The sequence below is a fragment of the Oceanobacillus limi genome, assembly GCF_900111445.1.
In the GTDB taxonomy this organism is placed as follows: Bacteria; Bacillota; Bacilli; order Bacillales; family Amphibacillaceae; genus Ornithinibacillus; species Ornithinibacillus limi.
Map to the genome: position 1 here is coordinate 64,847 of NZ_FOHE01000012.1, position 19,694 is coordinate 84,540.

The 19,694-nt window shown below is 38.1% G+C and carries 20 protein-coding genes; 3 read left to right on the top strand and 17 right to left on the bottom strand.

All coding sequences use genetic code 11. The features are described from left to right. Positions 1-155: 155 nt before the first annotated feature. Positions 156-2,363: an alpha/beta hydrolase gene (locus BMX40_RS13250; RefSeq protein WP_139177942.1), complete on the top strand. Its 2,208-nt coding sequence runs from the start codon at positions 156-158 to the stop codon at positions 2,361-2,363. Between the two features lie 139 nt (positions 2,364-2,502). Here the strand turns inward: BMX40_RS13250 and BMX40_RS13255 are convergent, their stop codons facing one another. Together BMX40_RS13255 and BMX40_RS13260 are read right to left on the bottom strand one after the other, a co-directional pair. Beyond that, complete coding sequence (locus tag BMX40_RS13255; protein ID WP_170840793.1) at positions 2,503-3,642, bottom strand: tetratricopeptide repeat protein; 1,140 nt, start codon at positions 3,640-3,642, stop codon at positions 2,503-2,505. Positions 3,643-3,785: 143 nt separating this feature from the next. Beyond that, entirely contained in the window at positions 3,786-5,876 is a 2,091-nt protein-coding gene (locus BMX40_RS13260) for a tetratricopeptide repeat protein (RefSeq protein ID WP_090870707.1), read from the bottom strand. Between the two features lie 196 nt (positions 5,877-6,072). Between BMX40_RS13260 and BMX40_RS13265 the strand changes: the two genes are divergently transcribed. Then, a complete protein-coding gene (locus BMX40_RS13265) occupies positions 6,073-6,690 on the top strand; it encodes a DUF3298 and DUF4163 domain-containing protein (RefSeq protein WP_090870709.1) in 618 nt (205 codons plus the stop codon). 105 nt (positions 6,691-6,795) lie between these two features. On the opposite strand, the gene BMX40_RS13270 is transcribed toward BMX40_RS13265, so the two are convergent. Then, positions 6,796-6,918 (bottom strand): YuzL family protein, encoded by a 123-nt coding sequence (locus BMX40_RS13270; protein WP_090870710.1) that lies wholly within the window; start codon positions 6,916-6,918, stop codon positions 6,796-6,798. 213 nt (positions 6,919-7,131) lie between these two features. On the opposite strand from BMX40_RS13270, the gene BMX40_RS13275 reads away from it, so the two are divergent. Further along, positions 7,132-8,109 carry a LysM peptidoglycan-binding domain-containing protein gene (locus BMX40_RS13275; protein ID WP_090870712.1) on the top strand — a complete coding sequence of 326 codons (978 nt, stop codon included), beginning with the start codon at positions 7,132-7,134 and terminating at the stop codon, positions 8,107-8,109. Between the two features lie 107 nt (positions 8,110-8,216). Here BMX40_RS13275 and BMX40_RS13280 read toward each other — a convergent pair whose 3' ends face one another. The 14 genes from BMX40_RS13280 to BMX40_RS13345 form a co-directional block, all read right to left on the bottom strand. Beyond that, positions 8,217-8,897, bottom strand: coding sequence for a YdeI/OmpD-associated family protein (locus BMX40_RS13280; protein ID WP_090870714.1), 681 nt, complete (start codon positions 8,895-8,897; stop codon positions 8,217-8,219). 10 nt (positions 8,898-8,907) lie between these two features. Beyond that, complete coding sequence (locus BMX40_RS13285; protein ID WP_090870716.1) at positions 8,908-9,699, bottom strand: CPBP family intramembrane glutamic endopeptidase; 792 nt, start codon at positions 9,697-9,699, stop codon at positions 8,908-8,910. Positions 9,700-9,784: 85 nt separating this feature from the next. Next, positions 9,785-10,579 carry a MerR family transcriptional regulator gene (locus BMX40_RS13290; protein ID WP_090870718.1) on the bottom strand — a complete coding sequence of 265 codons (795 nt, stop codon included), beginning with the start codon at positions 10,577-10,579 and terminating at the stop codon, positions 9,785-9,787. A gap of 50 nt (positions 10,580-10,629) precedes the next feature. Next, positions 10,630-11,757, bottom strand: a complete 1,128-nt coding sequence (locus BMX40_RS13295) for a DUF4279 domain-containing protein (RefSeq protein ID WP_170840794.1) — start codon at positions 11,755-11,757, stop codon at positions 10,630-10,632. Between the two features lie 303 nt (positions 11,758-12,060). Beyond that, positions 12,061-13,029 (bottom strand): tRNA dihydrouridine synthase, encoded by a 969-nt coding sequence (locus BMX40_RS13300; RefSeq protein WP_090870775.1) that lies wholly within the window; start codon positions 13,027-13,029, stop codon positions 12,061-12,063. A gap of 302 nt (positions 13,030-13,331) precedes the next feature. Continuing rightward, positions 13,332-13,682: a DUF2200 domain-containing protein gene (locus BMX40_RS13305; RefSeq protein ID WP_090870721.1), complete on the bottom strand. Its 351-nt coding sequence runs from the start codon at positions 13,680-13,682 to the stop codon at positions 13,332-13,334. Between the two features lie 186 nt (positions 13,683-13,868). After that, the gene (locus BMX40_RS13310) at positions 13,869-14,114 is read right to left on the bottom strand and encodes a glutaredoxin family protein (protein WP_090870723.1); all 246 of its coding nucleotides are present in this window, start codon (positions 14,112-14,114) and stop codon (positions 13,869-13,871) included. A 67-nt stretch (positions 14,115-14,181) separates the two neighbouring features. Continuing rightward, a complete protein-coding gene (locus tag BMX40_RS13315; RefSeq protein WP_090870725.1) occupies positions 14,182-14,568 on the bottom strand; it encodes a DUF302 domain-containing protein in 387 nt (128 codons plus the stop codon). A gap of 77 nt (positions 14,569-14,645) precedes the next feature. After that, the gene (locus BMX40_RS13320) at positions 14,646-14,945 is read right to left on the bottom strand and encodes a rhodanese-like domain-containing protein (RefSeq protein ID WP_090870726.1); all 300 of its coding nucleotides are present in this window, start codon (positions 14,943-14,945) and stop codon (positions 14,646-14,648) included. 15 nt (positions 14,946-14,960) lie between these two features. Continuing rightward, a complete protein-coding gene (locus BMX40_RS13325; protein ID WP_090870728.1) occupies positions 14,961-15,320 on the bottom strand; it encodes a rhodanese-like domain-containing protein in 360 nt (119 codons plus the stop codon). Between the two features lie 64 nt (positions 15,321-15,384). Then, positions 15,385-17,082 (bottom strand): FAD-dependent oxidoreductase, encoded by a 1,698-nt coding sequence (locus BMX40_RS13330; RefSeq protein ID WP_090870730.1) that lies wholly within the window; start codon positions 17,080-17,082, stop codon positions 15,385-15,387. A 98-nt stretch (positions 17,083-17,180) separates the two neighbouring features. Then, positions 17,181-17,576, bottom strand: coding sequence for a DsrE/DsrF/DrsH-like family protein (locus tag BMX40_RS13335; RefSeq protein ID WP_090870732.1), 396 nt, complete (start codon positions 17,574-17,576; stop codon positions 17,181-17,183). A gap of 340 nt (positions 17,577-17,916) precedes the next feature. Continuing rightward, positions 17,917-19,002, bottom strand: a complete 1,086-nt coding sequence (locus BMX40_RS13340; RefSeq protein ID WP_244513551.1) for a sensor histidine kinase — start codon at positions 19,000-19,002, stop codon at positions 17,917-17,919. 1 nt (position 19,003) lies between these two features. Next, on the bottom strand, positions 19,004-19,687 hold the full coding sequence (locus tag BMX40_RS13345) for a response regulator transcription factor (protein ID WP_090870736.1): 684 nt from the start codon (positions 19,685-19,687) through the stop codon (positions 19,004-19,006). Positions 19,688-19,694: the final 7 nt, after the last annotated feature.

Genomic DNA, 19,694 nt, shown 5'->3' on the forward strand with positions numbered 1-19,694 from the left:
CTGTCCACGCAATGAAAGGGCAGACCTTTTTTTCAAAAATCCTAAATAAATAGTTCTTAAACTTTCCTCCAATCAATGCTAAGATAAAGACTAGTAACAATTAACAATAGCAAATGGACACCCTAGACCATGTCCGCTACAGGTGGTGAGATCGATTGATGAAGCATTCTCTAAAAATAGTTATCTGTTGGATTTTATTAAGACTATTATCGATTCCAGATAGAGATCGGAAATCTACCATTTGGTTTATGTTAGCTTTCTTGATTGCTAGCATGCTAGCTTCCGTGATTCAAGTTATAGGCAATCCAACGGGAGCGAGTCTATTCTCGCACGCTACGAACATAGGGAAAGCAACTGCTGTCACTGGCATTGAATTTTTCGGATGGACGTTGGCAATAAGTGCTCTATTATCTTTCCTATATATCCCACTTCCACGCCTATTATTAGGGAGTTTCAGTTACTTGATATATAAAAGTGCAACTATTTTAATAGACGAAAATAGTGGGACATTATTTTCTTACATTGTCAGTTTTAGCTACGGCTTGCTTTGTCTTCTCATTACCATATTCCTGATCGTTCTTTTTCACCGGAAAATGAGACATCTAATCAAACTTGCCATTCTAATTGGGGTAATTTTTTCTATTTATCTCGTCTTTCACAGCATGGAAAATAAGACCGTATATAGAGAATTACCGGCTCTTTCTGACACTATTATTCAAAAAACAATGCTAAAAGACCCTAGTAAAAAGGGGGATTATCCATACACATTTTTAACTTACGGTAGTGGTAACGACAAGCACCGCGAAGGATTTGGTAAGGGTGTGAATATCACAACACCAACTGTAGATGCATCTGATTTTATTACGAAATGGGGAGAGAAACGGGAAGCTTTCTGGGGGTTTGATCAGGGCCAATTACCAGTCAACGCAAGGGTTTGGCTGCCAGAGGGAGAAGGACCTTTTCCAGTTGTTCTTATGGTCCACGGGAACCACACCATGGAATATTTTTCAACAGCTGGCTATGATTATTTAGGCGAGCTATTAGCGAGTCGAGGGGTTGTCGCTGCTTCGGTAGATGAAGATTTTATCAATTATTCAAATGTTTCAGGGTCTCCGAATAATAACTATGAATTGCGGGCCTGGATGCTCTTGCAACATCTTGTTCAACTAGAAAAGCTCAACCAAACTCCAGGAAATGAACTTTATGAAAAAATAGACTTAACTAAGGTTGGTTTAGTTGGCCATTCACGTGGAGGGCAGGCAGTCTCCATGGTTGCTGATTATGATCGCTTTTTTCAGGATGAACGGTTGTCAGAAAGTATGGAAAACATTCAAATAAAAGGGGTCGTAGCACTTGCTCCAACAGATAAAAAGGTAGATGGGAAAAGGCCTCGATTGGACAATGCTTCCTACCTACTTATTCAAGGAGCACAAGATGCCGATATCAATAACTTCCGTGGGGACCGCCAATTCTATCGAACAACATTGGATAAGGATGATCATTCCTTCAAGGCCTCTCTTTATATAGAGGGGGCCAACCATAGCCAATTTAACACAGAATGGGGAAGCATGGATATGAGCTTGCCAAAAGGGCTTTTCTTAAACAGGATGCAGTTAATGAAGCCAGAAGATCAGCGTCAAATAGCTAAAGTATACATTTCCGCTTTTTTCGAACGAACGCTTCATGAAAATACAGCTTATGAAAGCCTGTTCCGAGATTACCAGTTTGGTAGACAATGGCTTCCAGACAGCCAATTCGTAAGTAAATATCAAAATTCAAGTTATTTTCCACTTCTGGAATTTAAGCGAACCCAACCAGCACCTGCAAACGGAATAACCATTGATACTGAAGGCTTTACAGAATCAGAAATTATAACTCCTAAGGATCGACGGGATAATAAACGATTAGAAGATGCCGTACAATTGGAGTGGGAAAATAATGCCGAATACTCGCTTCATCTGCCAAACGATTTCTCGAGTAATGAAGAGATGGAAAGTCTAAACCATGTTGTCTTCACGATGGCAAATGGAAATAACGAGGACAAAAATAAAGAAACTCTCGAATTGGAGATCGAATTAGAAACGACGGATGGCGTATCTGTTACCCTACCGCTAGCTGAATTCATGCCATTTCCACCGGTGATTTCAACGGAATTTACTCCCTTTGGCTTATTCGATGAAATATTCAGAGATGGAAAATATGAAAAATCATGGGAGCCCGTTTTTCAAACTTTTGAAATCCCACTTTCTGCATACGAAAAGGAACATCCAGCATTTAACAAAAGCAACCTAAACCAAATAACACTGCACATCACCACACACCCAGGCAAAATAATCATAGAAAACATCGGCCTCTCACAGTGAAGGAAGCGGTGGGACGGTTCTTCTGCTTCCTCCCCCTCTTCCTACTGCATAAATGGTAAATCAAGTAGCCCTCCCTTGTGAGAGGCTACTTGATTCACTTACCTTTTTCTCCATTCTACAGAAACATTTCCCATTCCTTTTAATGCATCTGGAATTTTTCATTTTCCATTTTCACAAACTTATTTTCGTAAAAGTTTTTCTTTTTCTTGTTTCCCATACGATCAAAAAACGCAATAATATCTCCGAGCGCATTTCTTATTAACTCCATGTCACTTGTTTTTTCCAACTGCCCATAAGCTTTTTCATAGTGAATACCTGCCAGTAACTTTTCCTGTTGATCTTTGTGCTCCAAACAATAAGCATATTGCATATAAATTATTCCAAGCTCTCTAGCCGAATAATTAGGCACTTTTAGATGTATAGCGATTGCCCGATCATAATAGGGGAGCGCTTCTTCATATTTGGCTTGGTCGAAATAATTATAAGCCATTTCTGTATAAGCCTCTGCATGGGCAAACTTATTGGTTAAAGTCGTATTCGAGTCCTCCATTATGGATATTGCTTCTCTCAAGTGAGAAGAAGCTTTCTCATATGCTTTCTTACTTCCATATAATTTTGCGATACTTACAAGACTATTTACTTTTATCTCAACGTTTTCATCCGTACTCAGCTCAATCGTATGTTGGAAATGCTCGATTGCTTCCTCCTTCTTATTAACTCTAGAATGAAGCGTTCCCAGCTTAAAATTTAAGAAAAGAACCAGTTCCGATTCCTGTTCTTCTGCTTTCTCTACATAGAGCAAAGCGCGTTGATAATACTTGATGGCTCGAACGAATTTTTCTAAAGTTTCTTCTGCTTCTCCAAGTACTACATATGCTCGAGCTGCTTCCAACTGGTCAAAGTCATCCTCAGCATCTATTTGCTTCACAGCATCTGACATTATTTTTCTGGTAAGCTTAAAGTCACACATGAATGCTACATTACCAAACAAAATTACGTTACTAATTGATGCATCTGTTGAATCCTTATATAGAACTTTAATAATATCAGCGGCTTTCTTTTTCTCGCCAATTTGGGTATGACAAATAGCATCAATGAAAGATAACGTCCTTTCTATCTCACGATTCATTTCGTGTTTTTCCCGGAACCGATTCGTTCTTGATAAAACATGCAAAAAGTGGCCACGTCTGAATTCCTCTACAATGACATGAATATCTTCTTCATTCACCCCATTCGAAAACTTATTCAACTGTTCACCCACATCAAGTACATCCGTCATTGCCATAGCCTAACATCACTCCCATCAGAAACATTTATCACCAGTGTACCCATCCTGTGGTGAATATAGAAGCAGTGGGACGGTTCTTCTGCTTCCTTCTCTCGTTGAAGAAGGAAGCACGAGAACCGTCCCACTGTTTGCCCCTATGCGTTCATTAGTTCGTGTTGTCGTAGTTTTACTTCGAATAGTGTTAGTGGATCGCGATAGATTTCAGGTTTTTCATGCATTGTTGCTAGGGCATTTTTATGGTTTTCCATATCCTTTTGCACTTCATCACTGACATGACCTATTCCATCATATATGTTGGAAAAGGAATTATTTACATCCCATTCTATCGATCTCTCAAATGATTCTAATTGTTGTAGGAACGGATGGAGTAAATCCTGGATAAGTTGACTATAATCTTCATTCTCAATATAGTTTTTATATTTTATATGAAGCATTTCTTTATTTTTTGTCATCGAGCCGAACAGCTTTCCTGCTCCTTTCAATAACAACTGGGAGGGATTATTTCGCAGCATGAAGTTGGTCTTCTCCATATGCACCAATTCCCTTGATATCCGTTCCAAATCTCTTTGCCAATCATTCAATATTTTAAAGTCAGCTTCCAATGTAATCTTTTCTTCCCCGTATTGCTGATTAAAGCTTTCACTCATTTCATCCATGTTCATTTGTCTATCCTTAAACTCTCGCAGGCAGTCTTCTATCCATGTCTGGCTCGCATCCCTAAAGCCCTGTAATCCCGTATTTTCCATGTAGCTGATAACTTGCTTATTCATTTCGTTATTTAAATCGATATGGATTTTTTTAAAATCACTGTCTTCATGAACTATATCCGCACTTTTTCGAAGCAGTTCAGGGAGCTTCGTCATCAAATTCTGGGTGAAGTTATTTGTCATGTGACGGAACGAATCTTTTATGACGTGCACTTCTTCGCTTTCCATTCCCTCCATTTGAGCATGTATATCATTCAGCTTTGCCAGCAGTTCTTCGTTCCAAGTGATTTTTTCCATAATTCCATGTTCGACTTCCACCCGCTTTTCCTTTAGAAACTCAATGGAAGCTTTTATAAGACCGCGGATTTTAGAAGGACTGGCTACTTCAATGCTATATTCCTCAACCATCGGCTGGATAAATTCAGTTAAATCATTTAGCAAATCTTCTTTCTCCGCCCATGTTTTCATTGATTCAAAAAGCTCGATTCCATCTTGTCTGCCGTTTTGGTAAGGACTGCAATTTTCAAAATGGTATGCTGCTTCTTTTACCAAGGTTGGGTCAAGATCAGACTCGAAAATATCATCCCAAGCAAGGATTGCGGTTGCCGAAATTAAGATATCTGAAACAGAAGATATGGTTAACCAATTTGTTAAATGGTTTTGTATTAGTGGGGCTATATCTCTTATTAAATATCTTCCGCTTATTAATTCAAAATAGGATTGTTTAAATAAGTTCGGGAGTTTCTTCCACATATACGATTCATCTGCATTATGATTCCAGATAAGATCGTTGATTTCCTCTAGCCACTGTATATAAAAATCACTCGACTTATAACTATTCCACATCACTTCCGTTAGACTTTCAAATCGGTATTTATCCATGTGGAATAAATCTACCAGCACCCCTCTAAAATAACTTGGTTCATAATTGGTTGTATGACCTTGGTCTACATACCCTTCTAAAACTTCAAACCATGGAAGTGACTTTGTTCGTACGGCTTCATTTACTGCTAGTTCTACCGCATTCCCCCAATCCTTGGAATTTTCAAAGAAGGCTTTCGCTATCTCCGTCACATCCGGATAATCTGGGTCTAATTCAATCGCATTTTTAATTGCATGAACTGCATTTTCAAAACGATCTTGCTGAATGTATAGAGAAAACAACTGCAATAAAATTTCCGCTTGAAGGACAACGGAATCAGTTTGAACATCTTTGTAAAACTTTTCAGCATCCTCTAGTAACCCCATTTCCAAATGCGCATCCGCAATATTTTTTTGCGCCCATGGAATTAACTCATCATCTAAAGGGGTTCCCCATTTATAAATAGCCGCTTCATAATCCTTATTAAAAAAATAAACTTCTCCTTGCGCATAACGAATGGCTGATAAATCAGGCCGCTGCTTCTTCATCTCCTCCATATACCGTTCACCCAAAATGCTAATTGGATGTCGATTATCATATGTATCTATTAACGTTTTATAATAAGATTTCCTAATCATTTCATTCTCAGCTGTCACAAAAATCCCCCATTTATAAATAAAATCCACCACTACTCCATTCGAAACAACAGCTTATTTTATGGGGATGGAAGCGGTGGGAAGCGGTGGGACGGTTCTTCCGCTTCCTTTTTCCTCTTCAGGATGAAGCATGAGAACCGTCCCCTCGCTTCCTGAATACAATGGGTTAAAACCCAAAATGAAAGGTTGAATAAAAATGCCTGTTTCTTTCCCTGTAAGCACTGTAACACTTAAGGTTGATTTTGGTCGGAATAAAAGAATTTATTATCCGAGAATCGATCTGCAGAATCACCAGTTGAAACATTTCATTAATCAACAAATAGTAAATCAAGCCCAACAGCTAATTGATCAACAGGTAAGTAACATGTCTACATCTGTTGAAGAAATGCTTGGAACGTACGAAATAAAAAACAATCAGCGCGATATCCTTAGTTTAAGTCAATCCAACTATACGTATCACTTTCAAGCAGCCCATGGTATGACATATATGAGTTCATTGACCTTTGACATCAAGCAAGGAACTCTTTACAAACTCAGCGATCTATTCAAACCAGGAAGTAATTATGTAAAAAGACTCTCCTCTCTCATTCAGCTTCAAATAAAAGAACGAGATATCCAGACCCTAGAAGAATTCACACAAATAAAGCCTGACCAAGACTTCTACATTGCAGATAAAACGTTAGTCATCTACTTTCAACTCTACGAAATTACACCATATGTCTTTGGTTTCCCAATGTTTCCAATTTCCGTATACGATTTACAAGACATCCTAAACGAAGACGGCCCACTAGGAAAAATGGCCGTTAATAACTAGGAGGAAGCACTGGGACGGTTCTTGCGCTTCCATCCCACACTCTCTATAGCAAGAAGGAAGGAAGCATGAGAACCGTCCCTCCGCTTCCCTCCGCTTCCTACTTTCCTACGTACGCTTTTTCTTCTTTCTTGACGAATCTTTTTTAAATTTTCCTGTTTCCTTATTTGTTGTACCTTGGCCTTCCACATCGGAAGAACCCATTCCAACGCCAACTTTTCTTTTTGCCACAATAATCACCTCCAATTTTAGTGTGTCTTAAAAAAAGGAAGGTATGTCATTCAACAATATATATAATATTGGAACAATTGCCGTGATCAGATACTATTTCTTCGCGTAAAAGGAAGCACGAGAACCGTCCCCACGCTTCCTCCGAATATCTTCTAGCTGTTCGGCTAACGATAAGGTTATGGTTTTTTTATTCGTAAAATGGAGGGATATATGATGCGGAAATTATGTTCATTTGCCACTGCTTTCATACTTATGATTTTCTTGAATATTCCTCTTATCCATGCAGCAGGCAATTTGTATGAAGTGAGATCTGGTGATACCTTGCCAATGATTGCAGCTAAATATGAAACGACAATAGAGAACTTAAAAGCATATAATGGACTACAGTCCAACAACATATCCGTTGGCCAAAGATTACGCGTACCAATTCTACACGAGGTTCGTATCGGGGATACCTTGCAGGAAATAGCTTCTACGTATCATTCATCTCCTAGAACCATTAAAGAAACAAATAAACTTTCTTCTGAACAATTAACCCCAGGCCAACTGTTAAAAATCACTCCCCAAAAATTAAACATGAATGACCAGGATATTCTAATGACAAAAGAGGAGTTTAGAGATTGGTTATTTAATCAAAAATTCACAAGGGAAATAACGCTCATTCAACAGCATCATACTTGGTTACCTTCTTATGAGCACTTCAATGGATCAAATCATTTTCAAATGTTAAAGGGAATGAGGAATCATCATGTTCAAAAAATGGAGTGGAAGGATATTGCGCAAAACATAACTACCTTCCCAGATGGTAAGATTGCTGTATCTAGACCATTTGATCAAGCTCCGGAAGGCTCGATTGGTCCAAAAGCCAACTCCATAGGACTAGCTATCGAACATATTGGAAACTTCGATATTGGTAACGATGTCATGACCGAGGAGCACAAGGAAACAATTGTCTATATTACAGCTTTGCTCTGCATAAAATTCGGACTAACTCCATCAATTGATAGTATTACGTATCATCACTGGTGGCACTTCAAAACAAAAGAAAGAGTTTTAGATGATGCAGAAAGTCATGAAGTGAAGTATTGTCCAGGTACCGCATTTTTCGGTGGCAATTCAACCAAAAGCGCTAAAAAATACTTCTACCCACTAATCGAAAAAAAGATAGAAGAAATACTCGCCTCTAAGTAAGGAAGGAAGCACTGGGACGGTTCTTCCGCTTCCACGCACACTCCTATAGGAGCAAAAAGGAAGCATGAGAACCGTCCCGCTGTTTCACCGCTGTTTCAACCGCTGTTTCAAGAGGAAGCACGAGAACCGTCCCCCCGCTTCCCCCTCTTTTGGCGATATAGGTCAACGGATTTGTATCCTTGTGATAGGATATCGATCATTTGGGCTTGGCGCTTTTCACGTGTTTTTTGTTGCTTGGCAGAAAAGATATAACGAGCCCAATCTCGTTGATAGCCTGGTGTTAGCCCTTGGTAAAACATAAGTTCATTTGGATGATCTCTTAACAACGCTTCGATATCCTTTACATTGTCCTCATAATCAGCAACACACTGACTTGCAGCAGTTGACTTTTTACTTTTTTTCTTCTCTCGCTTCAATCCAACAACAGTAAACACATCGTCCATACTGACCATACGCGAGAATTTCACATCGCTGTTACCCACGTATCCATCTTCTCCAACTTTCAACGCTGGAAACATTTCGTCTCGATGGATAAATGTTTCATATCGCTTATTTCCTTTCTTTGGATAGGCGAAAAATACATATCCTTTCTCAGCCAACTGCTCCTCTTTAATGATCTGATTCATAAACTTTACCATTTCATCAATGGTTGCTACAAAAACGAAAATAGCATCGTGTTCCCCAGATAAAGTCGCCTGATAGTCATTTAATATGTCATAATCACTTGGTTGATTAAGCACGACCATATTTTCATATTTACTTAAATTTAATTTATGGATGATGGACATACATACACTCCTATTGATATAAAATTTTCTTAGGGTTTATAACAATTACGATGAATGCAACGAGGAAATAAAAAAGCATAACATATTCAAGTATATCTAATAACTCGCCCTTCATTACTACGAGAGAAAAATTAAATATTTGGTGACTAACAATTGGTATCACGAGATTCTTATTTAGGTTGTAAAACAACGTAACAAAAATAGAAAAAGACACAATCCCGATCATAAAAAGTGCGATGTACTTGATTAATTCCACACCGGTATAACCCGAGGCAAACCAAAGTGGTGTATGCCAAAACCCCCATAAAACACCGACAAGTAAAGCTGCTTTCAATGGGGAGTACCGCTTTTGCAATTCATTTAATGCATACCCTCTCCACCCTAACTCTTCTCCTAATGGTCCTCTTACTAGATTATCAATAAATGCAAGAAACAGTAATCCAAAACCTGTAAATGATGCTGTAACCTGCGTATCGGTTGTATTCGTTAACAGAATGATCGTTCCAACGATAATCATCAGTTGGACAAAAACTACACAGAAAAATACAGAGAGCTTGAGTTTTTGTGCAAATAGTTCTTTTATAAAATCCTTTAACTTTCGCCCTGGATAAATCTTAGGAAACAAGATAACAAACGCAAATGTTGATGACCATGCAGAAAGGATTTGTAGAATTGTAGTTATACTCTCTGGCGCACCTACAAGCATTCCTATTCCAATTGCAGTAAAGAACACTAGGAAGATGACATAGCTTAAGATAACAAATTTTACTAATGGGTTCTGTAATAGCCTTTTTACACGCATGAGGTACCACTCCTTAAAAATGAATCGTTACTAAACATTACGAACGCCTTCATTTTAAACCCGTGGGTAACCCCCACCTCAACACCTATTTGATCGGGCAATACATTTCCAAGAACACCCTCTCAATCCCTTCTACATATGTAGTCAACAAAATGTTGATGTACCCAATACCGAGTAATTCATAGCCATTCTCACGAGCAATTTCGAATAGTTTTTCTCCTACTTCATCATCTATATTCTTACCACCATTTACTGCTCTACCATTTTCCAATACCATATAAATACACTTGGGATGCGCAAGGACTTCACCATTATGGTTTTGAGCCGTATCATCTAGTTTAGATACAACGATAAATTTATCCATTTTAATCTCGTCTGAATCAAAATGGATCACACGTCTAGCACTTGTTAGCGTTACAGCCTTCTTCATCTTTTCTGTATTGTTTCTTATAATTTCATATTCATTATAAGCAGTATAGTCAGATAGCTCCCCTTCTACTTTTAATGGCTTCATTTCTTTAATCGTATACTTGCCAAGTTGCTCTCTTATCTTTACGCAGTCTTCCTTTACGGATTTAATTTTCTTTAACAAAAGTTTTTTGTACGCCAGCTCCTTTAAGATTTCCGCTTCCTTCTCTTCTAATACATGTTTAAGATCATCCATCTCGTTACTATTCTTTATTTCTTGGATTCTCTTAATTTCAAGATCTAGCTCTCTATAAAAATTTGTTGTTATCACATCGTGAATATCAAATTGATTATATTTTCGATAACCATTCGTTTCATCATGTTTCGGTTGAACCAACCCTTTTTCCTCGTAATACTTTAATGTATCTCTAGAAACACCTAAAAATCCTGCTACTTGGCCAATGGTATACATAGTTCCTCCTATGGTTGGTATGGAATCAACACTTTATCATTCTATTAAAACTACCTCAATCTCCGCCCCTTAAACGTCACGCCATCACTCTCAAATCTCAAGTTCTCATCATAAGGCATAAGATACATGTCGAAACCAATATATTCCGTCTCAATTTGATGAGCAAAGCGAATCATTCGCTTGTCCAACGTAATGATTGGGGTTTCCCCATTTTCCACTTGAAGCACAACTTGAACATGCGATTTTAATCCATATTTTTCGCGTAGCTCATTGATTACAAAGGTCTTACTTCGAAGTTTCTCTATGATTTGATTCATTTGATCCTCAAAAAAAATGGTCTCCTCATATTCCGTACTTAGTTCCCAACAAGTTTCCGGATAATACCTTCTGAAATTAGGATTGACCCTTCCATTCGGTGGAATCATCTCTTCCCCTTTTTTCTCCGTCTTCGTTGGCTCAAGACCTATTTTTTCCGTGACCTCCTCCAACGGGAAATCATCCCCATAAAAACGAATGTAAACCATAATTTTCGTTTTCTCCTCAATGAGTTCTATCTCTCCTCCTTCAATAAACTCTTGTACGATTTGCACCAATGATCTCATCACATTGACAGAGTTTTCCGTGCTCCATTCCGTTTCCAAAAACTCGTTACCTCCAGCAACATGTGCAACAATTAAATGGTCCTGCTCCTCTATTAATTGAGCACCTTCCTCCTCAATTAAGTCACCATCTTCTCCTAAAAAGATAAGCCCTTTATTTGGACGGTCCAATAAAGCCTGAAGTACATCTGGGTCATGGATATAAGGCGAGTACCAAACAGCTTGTGCAGTTGGATAAACCTGATGGGTAAGAAAATAAGCAGTAATCGTCGAACCCACTCCCATCGAAACAAAATGGATGGAATCATAATCTTGCTTTTGCAAAAAAGATCCAATCATCTCATTTATAATCACTGGTAGTTTTTGCTCGTCAATATCTTGCGTAGCATAATGAAAACAAAGCGTATCAAACCCTGCTTCGTAATACACTTGATTGGCATACCAAAACAGAGGACCTTGGGACGTGTACTCCTTATCAGGTAATAAAATTGCTAGCTTTTTCGTTGAGCCAATGATTATTGACATCGTAAATGGAACCGTCACACCCTGTGCTTCCATATGTCCTTTGTGAGATCGCAATACATTTCCTCCTTCATACGTTTCTACTAAATTACCGTATGATACTAAAATTGGGAATACTATTATTCCCACTACTAATTTTCCTAACTGTATATATTTTAACATTTCTGAAATATTATAGTGAATGATACCTAGCAAAATATCTTTTCAACCTTTTAGCTGTCACCTATTATTAAATAATTCGAGAACGAGTCGTCACAATTAAATAATGTACTAAATAACAAAACCCAAACCATTCACGGTTTGGGTTCTTTTCGTAATCATTAAGAAAAAGGCTATCTTATGCAAACCTTCCTCTATCTTTTAAGACATTCCTTCACTAAAACGATCAAGCAATTCATGTACTTCAGCTGTTGACTCTGTACTCATCAATTGATTTCGTAATTCACTCGCCCCATGAAATCCACGAACATAGATCTTAAAAAAGCGACGAAGTGTTTTGAATGGACGTGCTTCAAACTCAGATGCATAGTGGTCATACAGTTCAAGATGGAACCGTAATAGATCAAGTAATTCCTTGCTGCTAGGGTCTTTCCCCTCTTTATCGAAGGCAAATGGATTTTTAAAAATACCTCTCCCAATCATAACCCCATCAACACCGTACTTATTAACGAGCTCCAAGCCCGTTTGCCGATCCGGAATATCCCCATTAATTGTCAAAAGGGTATCTGGTGCCACTTCATCACGAAGTTTTTTAATCTCCGGAATCAGTTCCCAATGAGCATCCACATTACTCATTTCCTTTTTGGTACGTAGGTGGATGGATAGATTCACGATCTCTTGTTTCAAAATGTGCGTAAGCCAGTCGCGCCATTCATCAACTTCCGTATAGCCAAGCCTTGTCTTCACACTTACAGGTAATCCACCTGCTTTCGCTGCTTGTATGAGTTCTGCTGCAACATCAGGACGACGGATAAGGCCGCAACCTTTGCCCTTTGGTGCCACATTCGGCGCTGGACAGCCCATATTAATATCCACACCACGAAAACCTTCCTTCGCCATCCCGATACTCATTTGGCGAAAATATTCAGGCTTGTCCCCCCAAATATGCGCCACCATTGGTTGTTCGTCATCTGTAAAATTCAAACGCCCACGCACACTTTGAGTACCCTCTGGATGACAATAGCTTTCCGTGTTTGCAAACTCTGTAAAAAATACATCGGGTCTAGCTGCTTCACTTACAACATGACGGAAAACAACATCCGTCACATCTTCCATTGGTGCCAATATAAAAAACGGTCGTGGTAATTCACGCCAAAAATTATCTGTCATATCAAACTCAAATCCTCTCATTTTGGGTCATCCATATAATTCATGATGTAACCACACAAAAAATAAAAGCAAAGATATCCCTGCTTCTCCTTACTTATACCATGCTAAATTGTTTTTACCAAACTACAGTAAATTTTAATAATTTTTCTCTTAAATAGCAACAGATAAATTGTGGAAAGAAAATAGAGTAAGTAGAGGTTCGTGAAGAAGGCTTCCAAAAAATAAGAGGTTATAGGGCTAAAGGGGGCGGATACACCGCCAATCACCATTAACTCTCAGAAATACAAAATGGAATTGCCCCCTTAGGCTCTCAAAATCTTTTCCATTGCTTTTCCTTTTGCTAGCTCATCGATCAGCTTATCCATGTAGCGAATTTCTTGCATCGTTGGTTCTTCAATGTCCTCCACTCGGACACCACAAATCACACCTTTGATCAGATCGCGGGAAGGATTTAGATCGGGAGCTTCCGCAAAGAACGTCTCAAAATCGGTCTCCTTTTCCAATTGCGCTTCCAATTCTTCCTGACTATACCCTGTCAACCAACGGATAATTTCGTCGACTTCTGCTTTCGTGCGCCCTTTTCTCTCCGCTTTCGTAACATAATGGGGATAGACTTTTGCAAAACTCATTGTATAGATCTTATGTTTAGCCATGATATATTCTCCCTTATGTGATTTTCTTTATTGTAATATGAAAAGGAATTGGGTTCAAATGAAGTAGAGATGCAGTATCTTTCTTTCTATTAATACGAATTGGTTACAAAAATATATTAGAAGATTTACCACGAAGAAAAAATCATCGTGGGAATGAACACATGAAATCCACAACATACAGAAGATCTAATTGCTTTTTAAATGTACTACCTCCAACATACGAACCGGATCAAATCCAAAAATCCATTCACCATTTATGTTTGTTTGCGGGACGGAAAACCTTCTCGTCTTTCCAATAAGTTTAATAAGTGTTACTGGATGAAGGTCGACATTAATTTCTTTATATTCCAAGTCCATGTTCGTTAAAAAATTTCTAACCATGCTACAAACTGGACACATGGTAGTCGTGTATAGCGTAATTTTTTCATCCATATTGTATACTCCAATTTCCCTTTATTAGAGCAGTCCGAAACCATCTCAGACTGCTGACATCTTGCTTCTATTTCGTCTTATCGATACATGCAATTAATCGTTTTTCAATCCCAATAGCAATTTCCTGTAAAGATTCATCCTCTACCATTTGAATGAGACTTGTTGGCTTAGGCATCCCTATGTTTATTTTCCCATGATTATCTTCATATACTACAATCTTACAGGGGAGAAAATATCCAACAAGTTGGTTGGCGGTTAACACATTTTGTGCTTCTTTCGGATTACATACCTCAAGAATAGTGAAGGCTTTGTCTAAGTCATATCCTTTATCTTTCAATGTGTCCTTCACATGAAACTGCCACTGGACACCAAACTTTTCTTCCTTTAAGTTTTCTTCCAGAGCTTGTATCGCTTCATCGATTGATTTTGATGTTTCCACGGTATAGTGAAACAATTGTACCATCTCCTAAAGCTACGTTTATGGATCCAATGTACTTGCCTGCATTTTTAAAATTCACTAACCAACGCCAACTACTCGGTTTCACCACTCCAGTTGTTCATTCCGCCAACCATGTCCTCCACCTTGAAACCTAGTGCTTCAAGAATCCCACAAGCTGCCTTGCTACGATTGCCGGATTGACATGAAATAATATAGTTTTTTGCTTTGTCGAGTTCTCCTTTACGTAAGGCAAGTTGTCCTAACGGAATATGCGTCGCACCAGGTATCTTCCCTGTTGCAACTTCACTACTTTCACGAACATCAATAACTGTTACGTCTTCCCCACTTTGAAGACGCTTCGCCACTTCTTTCGGTGTAACTTGTTGTGCCATCTTAGTCTTCCTTTCTTATATCCAAGCACCCATTCCGCCTTTTACATTGGATATGTTTTTGAAACCTTGTTTTTTAAGAACTTTTGCAGCCTTTGTACTTCTCATGCCACTTTGGCAAATGACGACTACTTCTTTCTCTTTATCAAGAGAGCTTGTTTTGCTAGTAAGATTGGAAAGTGGAATGTTTTTAAAAGGCTTGCGATGATTTGCTTTATATTCACCAGGTGTACGTACATCAATGAATTGTACATTGTTATCCTTAAATTTATCTTTTGCCTCTTGAACACTTATATTCGTAATACCTTTTACTGGCATAAAACGATTGAAAAAGAATGCAATAATAATAATTAATAAAACCCATTCGATAATTCCCATTTTCATACTCCTATCATTCGATTTTTGTAAGAGAAATTCTTCCTAGCTCTCTATTCACTGACTATTATTTGAAATTATATTCTGTAACAATTTTAGGTCTGTTAGTTACCAAATCATTAAAATACTCGTATAAGTTAATTCCTAAATAGGAACCGGAGATATTAACCACGTTACTATATCCTAGATTTTGTAGCGCCATTACCATGTTATAGCTTCGTTGACCGGAGCGACAGTGAATATAAACCGGTTGATCGTTAGGAATTTCGCCCAGTCTGTCTCTAAATTCACTCAGTGGAATGTTCACGGCATTTTTTAAATGTCCTGCTTTATATTCATTCTTTTCACGAGCATCGATAATAAAAGCATTATTCTCCACTAGTTCGCGAACTTCAGATACTTTTACTTCACGATATGTTCCAGATAATTGATTTAAAGCAACTAAGGCAGCATGATTGACAACATCCTTAGCTGTACCAAGCATAGGAGAGTATGTTAATTCTAGGTCTTTTAGATCTTCTAGTGTTCCATTCATCGAAATCATGGTTGCAATCACATCGATTCGTTTATCGATATTCCCTTTCCCAATCGCCTGTGCACCTAAAATTTTCCCTGTTGGTGTTTCATAGACTAATTTAAAATACATAACATGACTGTTTGGCATTAAGCCTACTTTATCACCAGGCAAAATATAAACAGAATTATAGCTGAATCCAGCTTCCTCAGCTGTTCTTGCGTTTAGTCCTGTTGATGCGACGTTCAAATCAAATAAGTGAACAGAAGATGACCCAATGACACCTGGATTTTTACTTGGTATGCCATACATATGGTCAGCTGCAGCTCTTGCTTGTTTTTGAGCTGGTCCTGCTAAGGCTAAACGTGTTGGCTTATGCAATAGGCGATGATACACTTCAATGGCATCCCCAACTGCATAAATATCTGGATCATTTGTTAGATAGTTTCCGTCCACTTTAATCGCACCTGTTTCTCCGATTGCAAGGCCTGCCTCTTCTGCAAGCTTTGTTTCAGGTCTTACACCTATTGCTAGGACAACTGCTTGCGCATCAATTGTCTTACCTGATTGCGTTTCAATAAAACCATTCCCAATTCTAGCTAGTCCATCATTTACAACTAGATTTACCCCATGATCCACCATTTCCTTATGGAGGATTTGTGCCATATCATAATCAAATGGAGTCATAATTTGATTTGCAAATTCTACTAAAGATACATTGTAATTAGCTAAACGAAGGTTTTCCGCTACTTCTACACCGATAAATCCTCCACCAATTACAGCAACATCTTTGATATTACGATTTTTCACATAAGCATTTAGTTGTTCAATGTCTATAACATTGCGAACGGTAAATACATTTGAGTTGGTAATACCCTCGATCTGATTAGGACGAATAGGTGATGCACCAGGAGAAAGAACTAGTTTATCATAAGCCTCTTCGTACATTTTATCTGAAGTTACATCTTTTACGGAGATTGTTTTCTTTTCACGGTTGATTTGAATCACTTCACTATTCACTCTTGCTTCAATGTTAAACCGTTTTTTAAAAGTCTCCGGATTCATTAATACTAACGATTCACTATTCTCCACAATTCCACTTAGATGATAGGGTAATGAACAGTTAGAAAAGGATACATGTGGTCCTCTTTCAAACATGATAACTTCAGCATGTTCATCTATTCTTCTCACCCTTGCAGCAGCCGATGCTCCGCCAGCTACTCCACCAACAACTAAAATTCGTTTTGTCATGTTTCGCACTCCCTTTTTCAAAATTACCCAACCAGGTCTAGATTGGATCATTTTTTGCAGTGGCGCATTGCCCCACTGCATGAAAAATATAAATAAAATTAGAAGGTTAACGTTGGTGTTGCATCCTTTGCATATTCTAGAAAAGTTACTGCTCCTCCAACCTCAATTCCATCTACGAAATCCTCTTTAGAAAGATCCATTACATCGATTGTCATTTGGCAAGCTATAAATTTAACACCAAGTTCTTGCGCCATGTCTACTAACTGAGGGATAGAAGGGACGTTTGCTTTTTCGAATCCTTCAGCAAAATGTTCTTTTCCTGCTGGCATTTCTAATGCATGCATTGCCTGCTTATGAATTAAGTTAAGTCCTTCAAAAGTAAAAAAGATTTGCACCTCTTTTTCGGAAGCTGCTGCTGCTGTTGCGATATTAAATACTTTATATGCATCAAACAATCCACCGTTTGATGCGATAATTGCTACTTTATTTGACATTATAAAACCTCCATTTACCCCTATGGGTCTAATTTATTTTGAAAAATAATGTTATTAACTTCACTCCGAATATACCTATAAGGGTATATTATTACGAAAATAAAATAGTCGTTATTCAAAACGACATAGAGAGAATGTTTCCCACTTCATTGTTGAAAAATCTGCTACATGACCTATAATATACCCCGCGGGGTAAAAAGTCAATCCATTGATTCGTAAGCCCACCACTTGGTCATTGATGCGTGGATATGAGTTAGGTGAAACATCTCAACCCCGCAAGGTTCATCCATCCCAACATCAACTATTTTGTATTCTCAGCCACGTGAAACTTAGGTACAACTCACTTCTTAGCACCACCACAACGAGGTATTTGAAACCAAAAACGATGCACATTCCCATTAGAAGTTAAACCGATTTTACCATGATGGTGTTCAATAATTTCTTTAGATATCGCGAGCCCTAAGCCAGAACCTCCTAATTCTTTGGACCTAGAATGGTCAATGCGATAAAAACGTTCAAAGACCTTTACCTGTTCCTCAAGTGAAATTGGCTTACTAGGGCCTGTTACGGATAGGATATAGACTGACTGATGGTTTTCACCTGTTATCGTAATTGGACCCGTTCCCTCATAATACCGAATCGCATTATCCAAAAGATTACTAATCACTTGAGTGATAGCCCCACTATTAACCATTACCAAATTCGGTTCAACAGCTACCTCAACATCAATATTGTATTGTTCCATCGACCAGCGAAACATTTCTACCGATTGGTCCACTAGTTTATTTATCTCGATAGGTTCCTTTTTAGAAAAAGTTAGCGTAGATACGTAATCCCATTCTTTCAATTGCTCCATTTGCTCTACTAATTGAATGAGCCGCTTCGATTCCCCGTAAAGAGATTGGTACAGCTTCTCATCTCCCTTAACTACTCCACTTTGTAATGCACGGAGATAACCATTCAAGTTAGATAAAGGAGTACGAAATTCATGGGATAAATCGGAGACGAGTTTTCGCCGTTGCTTCTCATTTTCCTCAAGCTGTTTCACTAAATCATTAAAGTGATGAACTAATTCTGCAATTTCTCCATCGGATTTCACTGTAATCGGTTTAGGATATTCACCATGCTTCATTTTTTTAGTGGAATAAATTAATTCCCTCAATGGATGAATCAACTTCTTCGTTAAATAGAAGTGGGTAAGGCTTCCAATAATTATTGTAGAGATACTGAAGATCCACAAGTATTGAAGCAATGTTGCCTCGAATTGAGCTTGCTTGGGATTACTCATTGCGACGATCCCACCCGCAAGAACGCACGCCGTATTATAAATTGCCCAACTACTTAGGCCAACGAAGGCAGTAATAACCAATATATTAATAAACGTTAAGCGAAAAAGAAATTGTTTAGGAACAAGTACGTTTTTCATTTTATTCCGTAACAAATTTATACCCCATTCCTCGAACAGTAATAATCCGCTTCGGTGCAGCAGGATTCTCTTCAATTTTTTTCCGTAATTTCTTAATATGAGCATCAATAGTTCGGTCATGAACAATTTTATCAGCATAAGGATAAAGTTGATTCATAAGATTCTCTCTAGAGATGACTGTATTCGGATTTTCCATAAAATAAAATAATAGTTTAAATTCATGATTGGTTAATGGTAACTGTTTATCAAAAAGGACTACCTCACCTTTCCGGGGCTTAATACAAAGTCCATCAAAGGTGATTTTTTGACAAAACTGTCCTGTTCGACGTAGTACCGCCTCGATGTGAGCTAGAAGTTCCTCTGGTTCAAACGGCTTAACCAGATAATCATCTGCACCAATTTTTAATCCATTTATTTTGTCTTCCGTACGTGATTTAGCAGATAGTATAATAATAGATACTTCATTTCGTTCTTGTGCGCGAACCCATGTACAAAATTCTTCTCCACTAAGTTTAGGGAGCATTAAGTCTAGTATAATTAAGCAAGGGTGTTTCGTTAAAAAGACTTGCTTTGCTGCTTCTCCATCTTCCGCTTCCACTACATCATAGCCAGATTCTACAAGATAAATTTTGATTAGCTCACGTATCATTTTATCGTCTTCTACAACTAAAATGGTTTGTTTCATCTCCTCA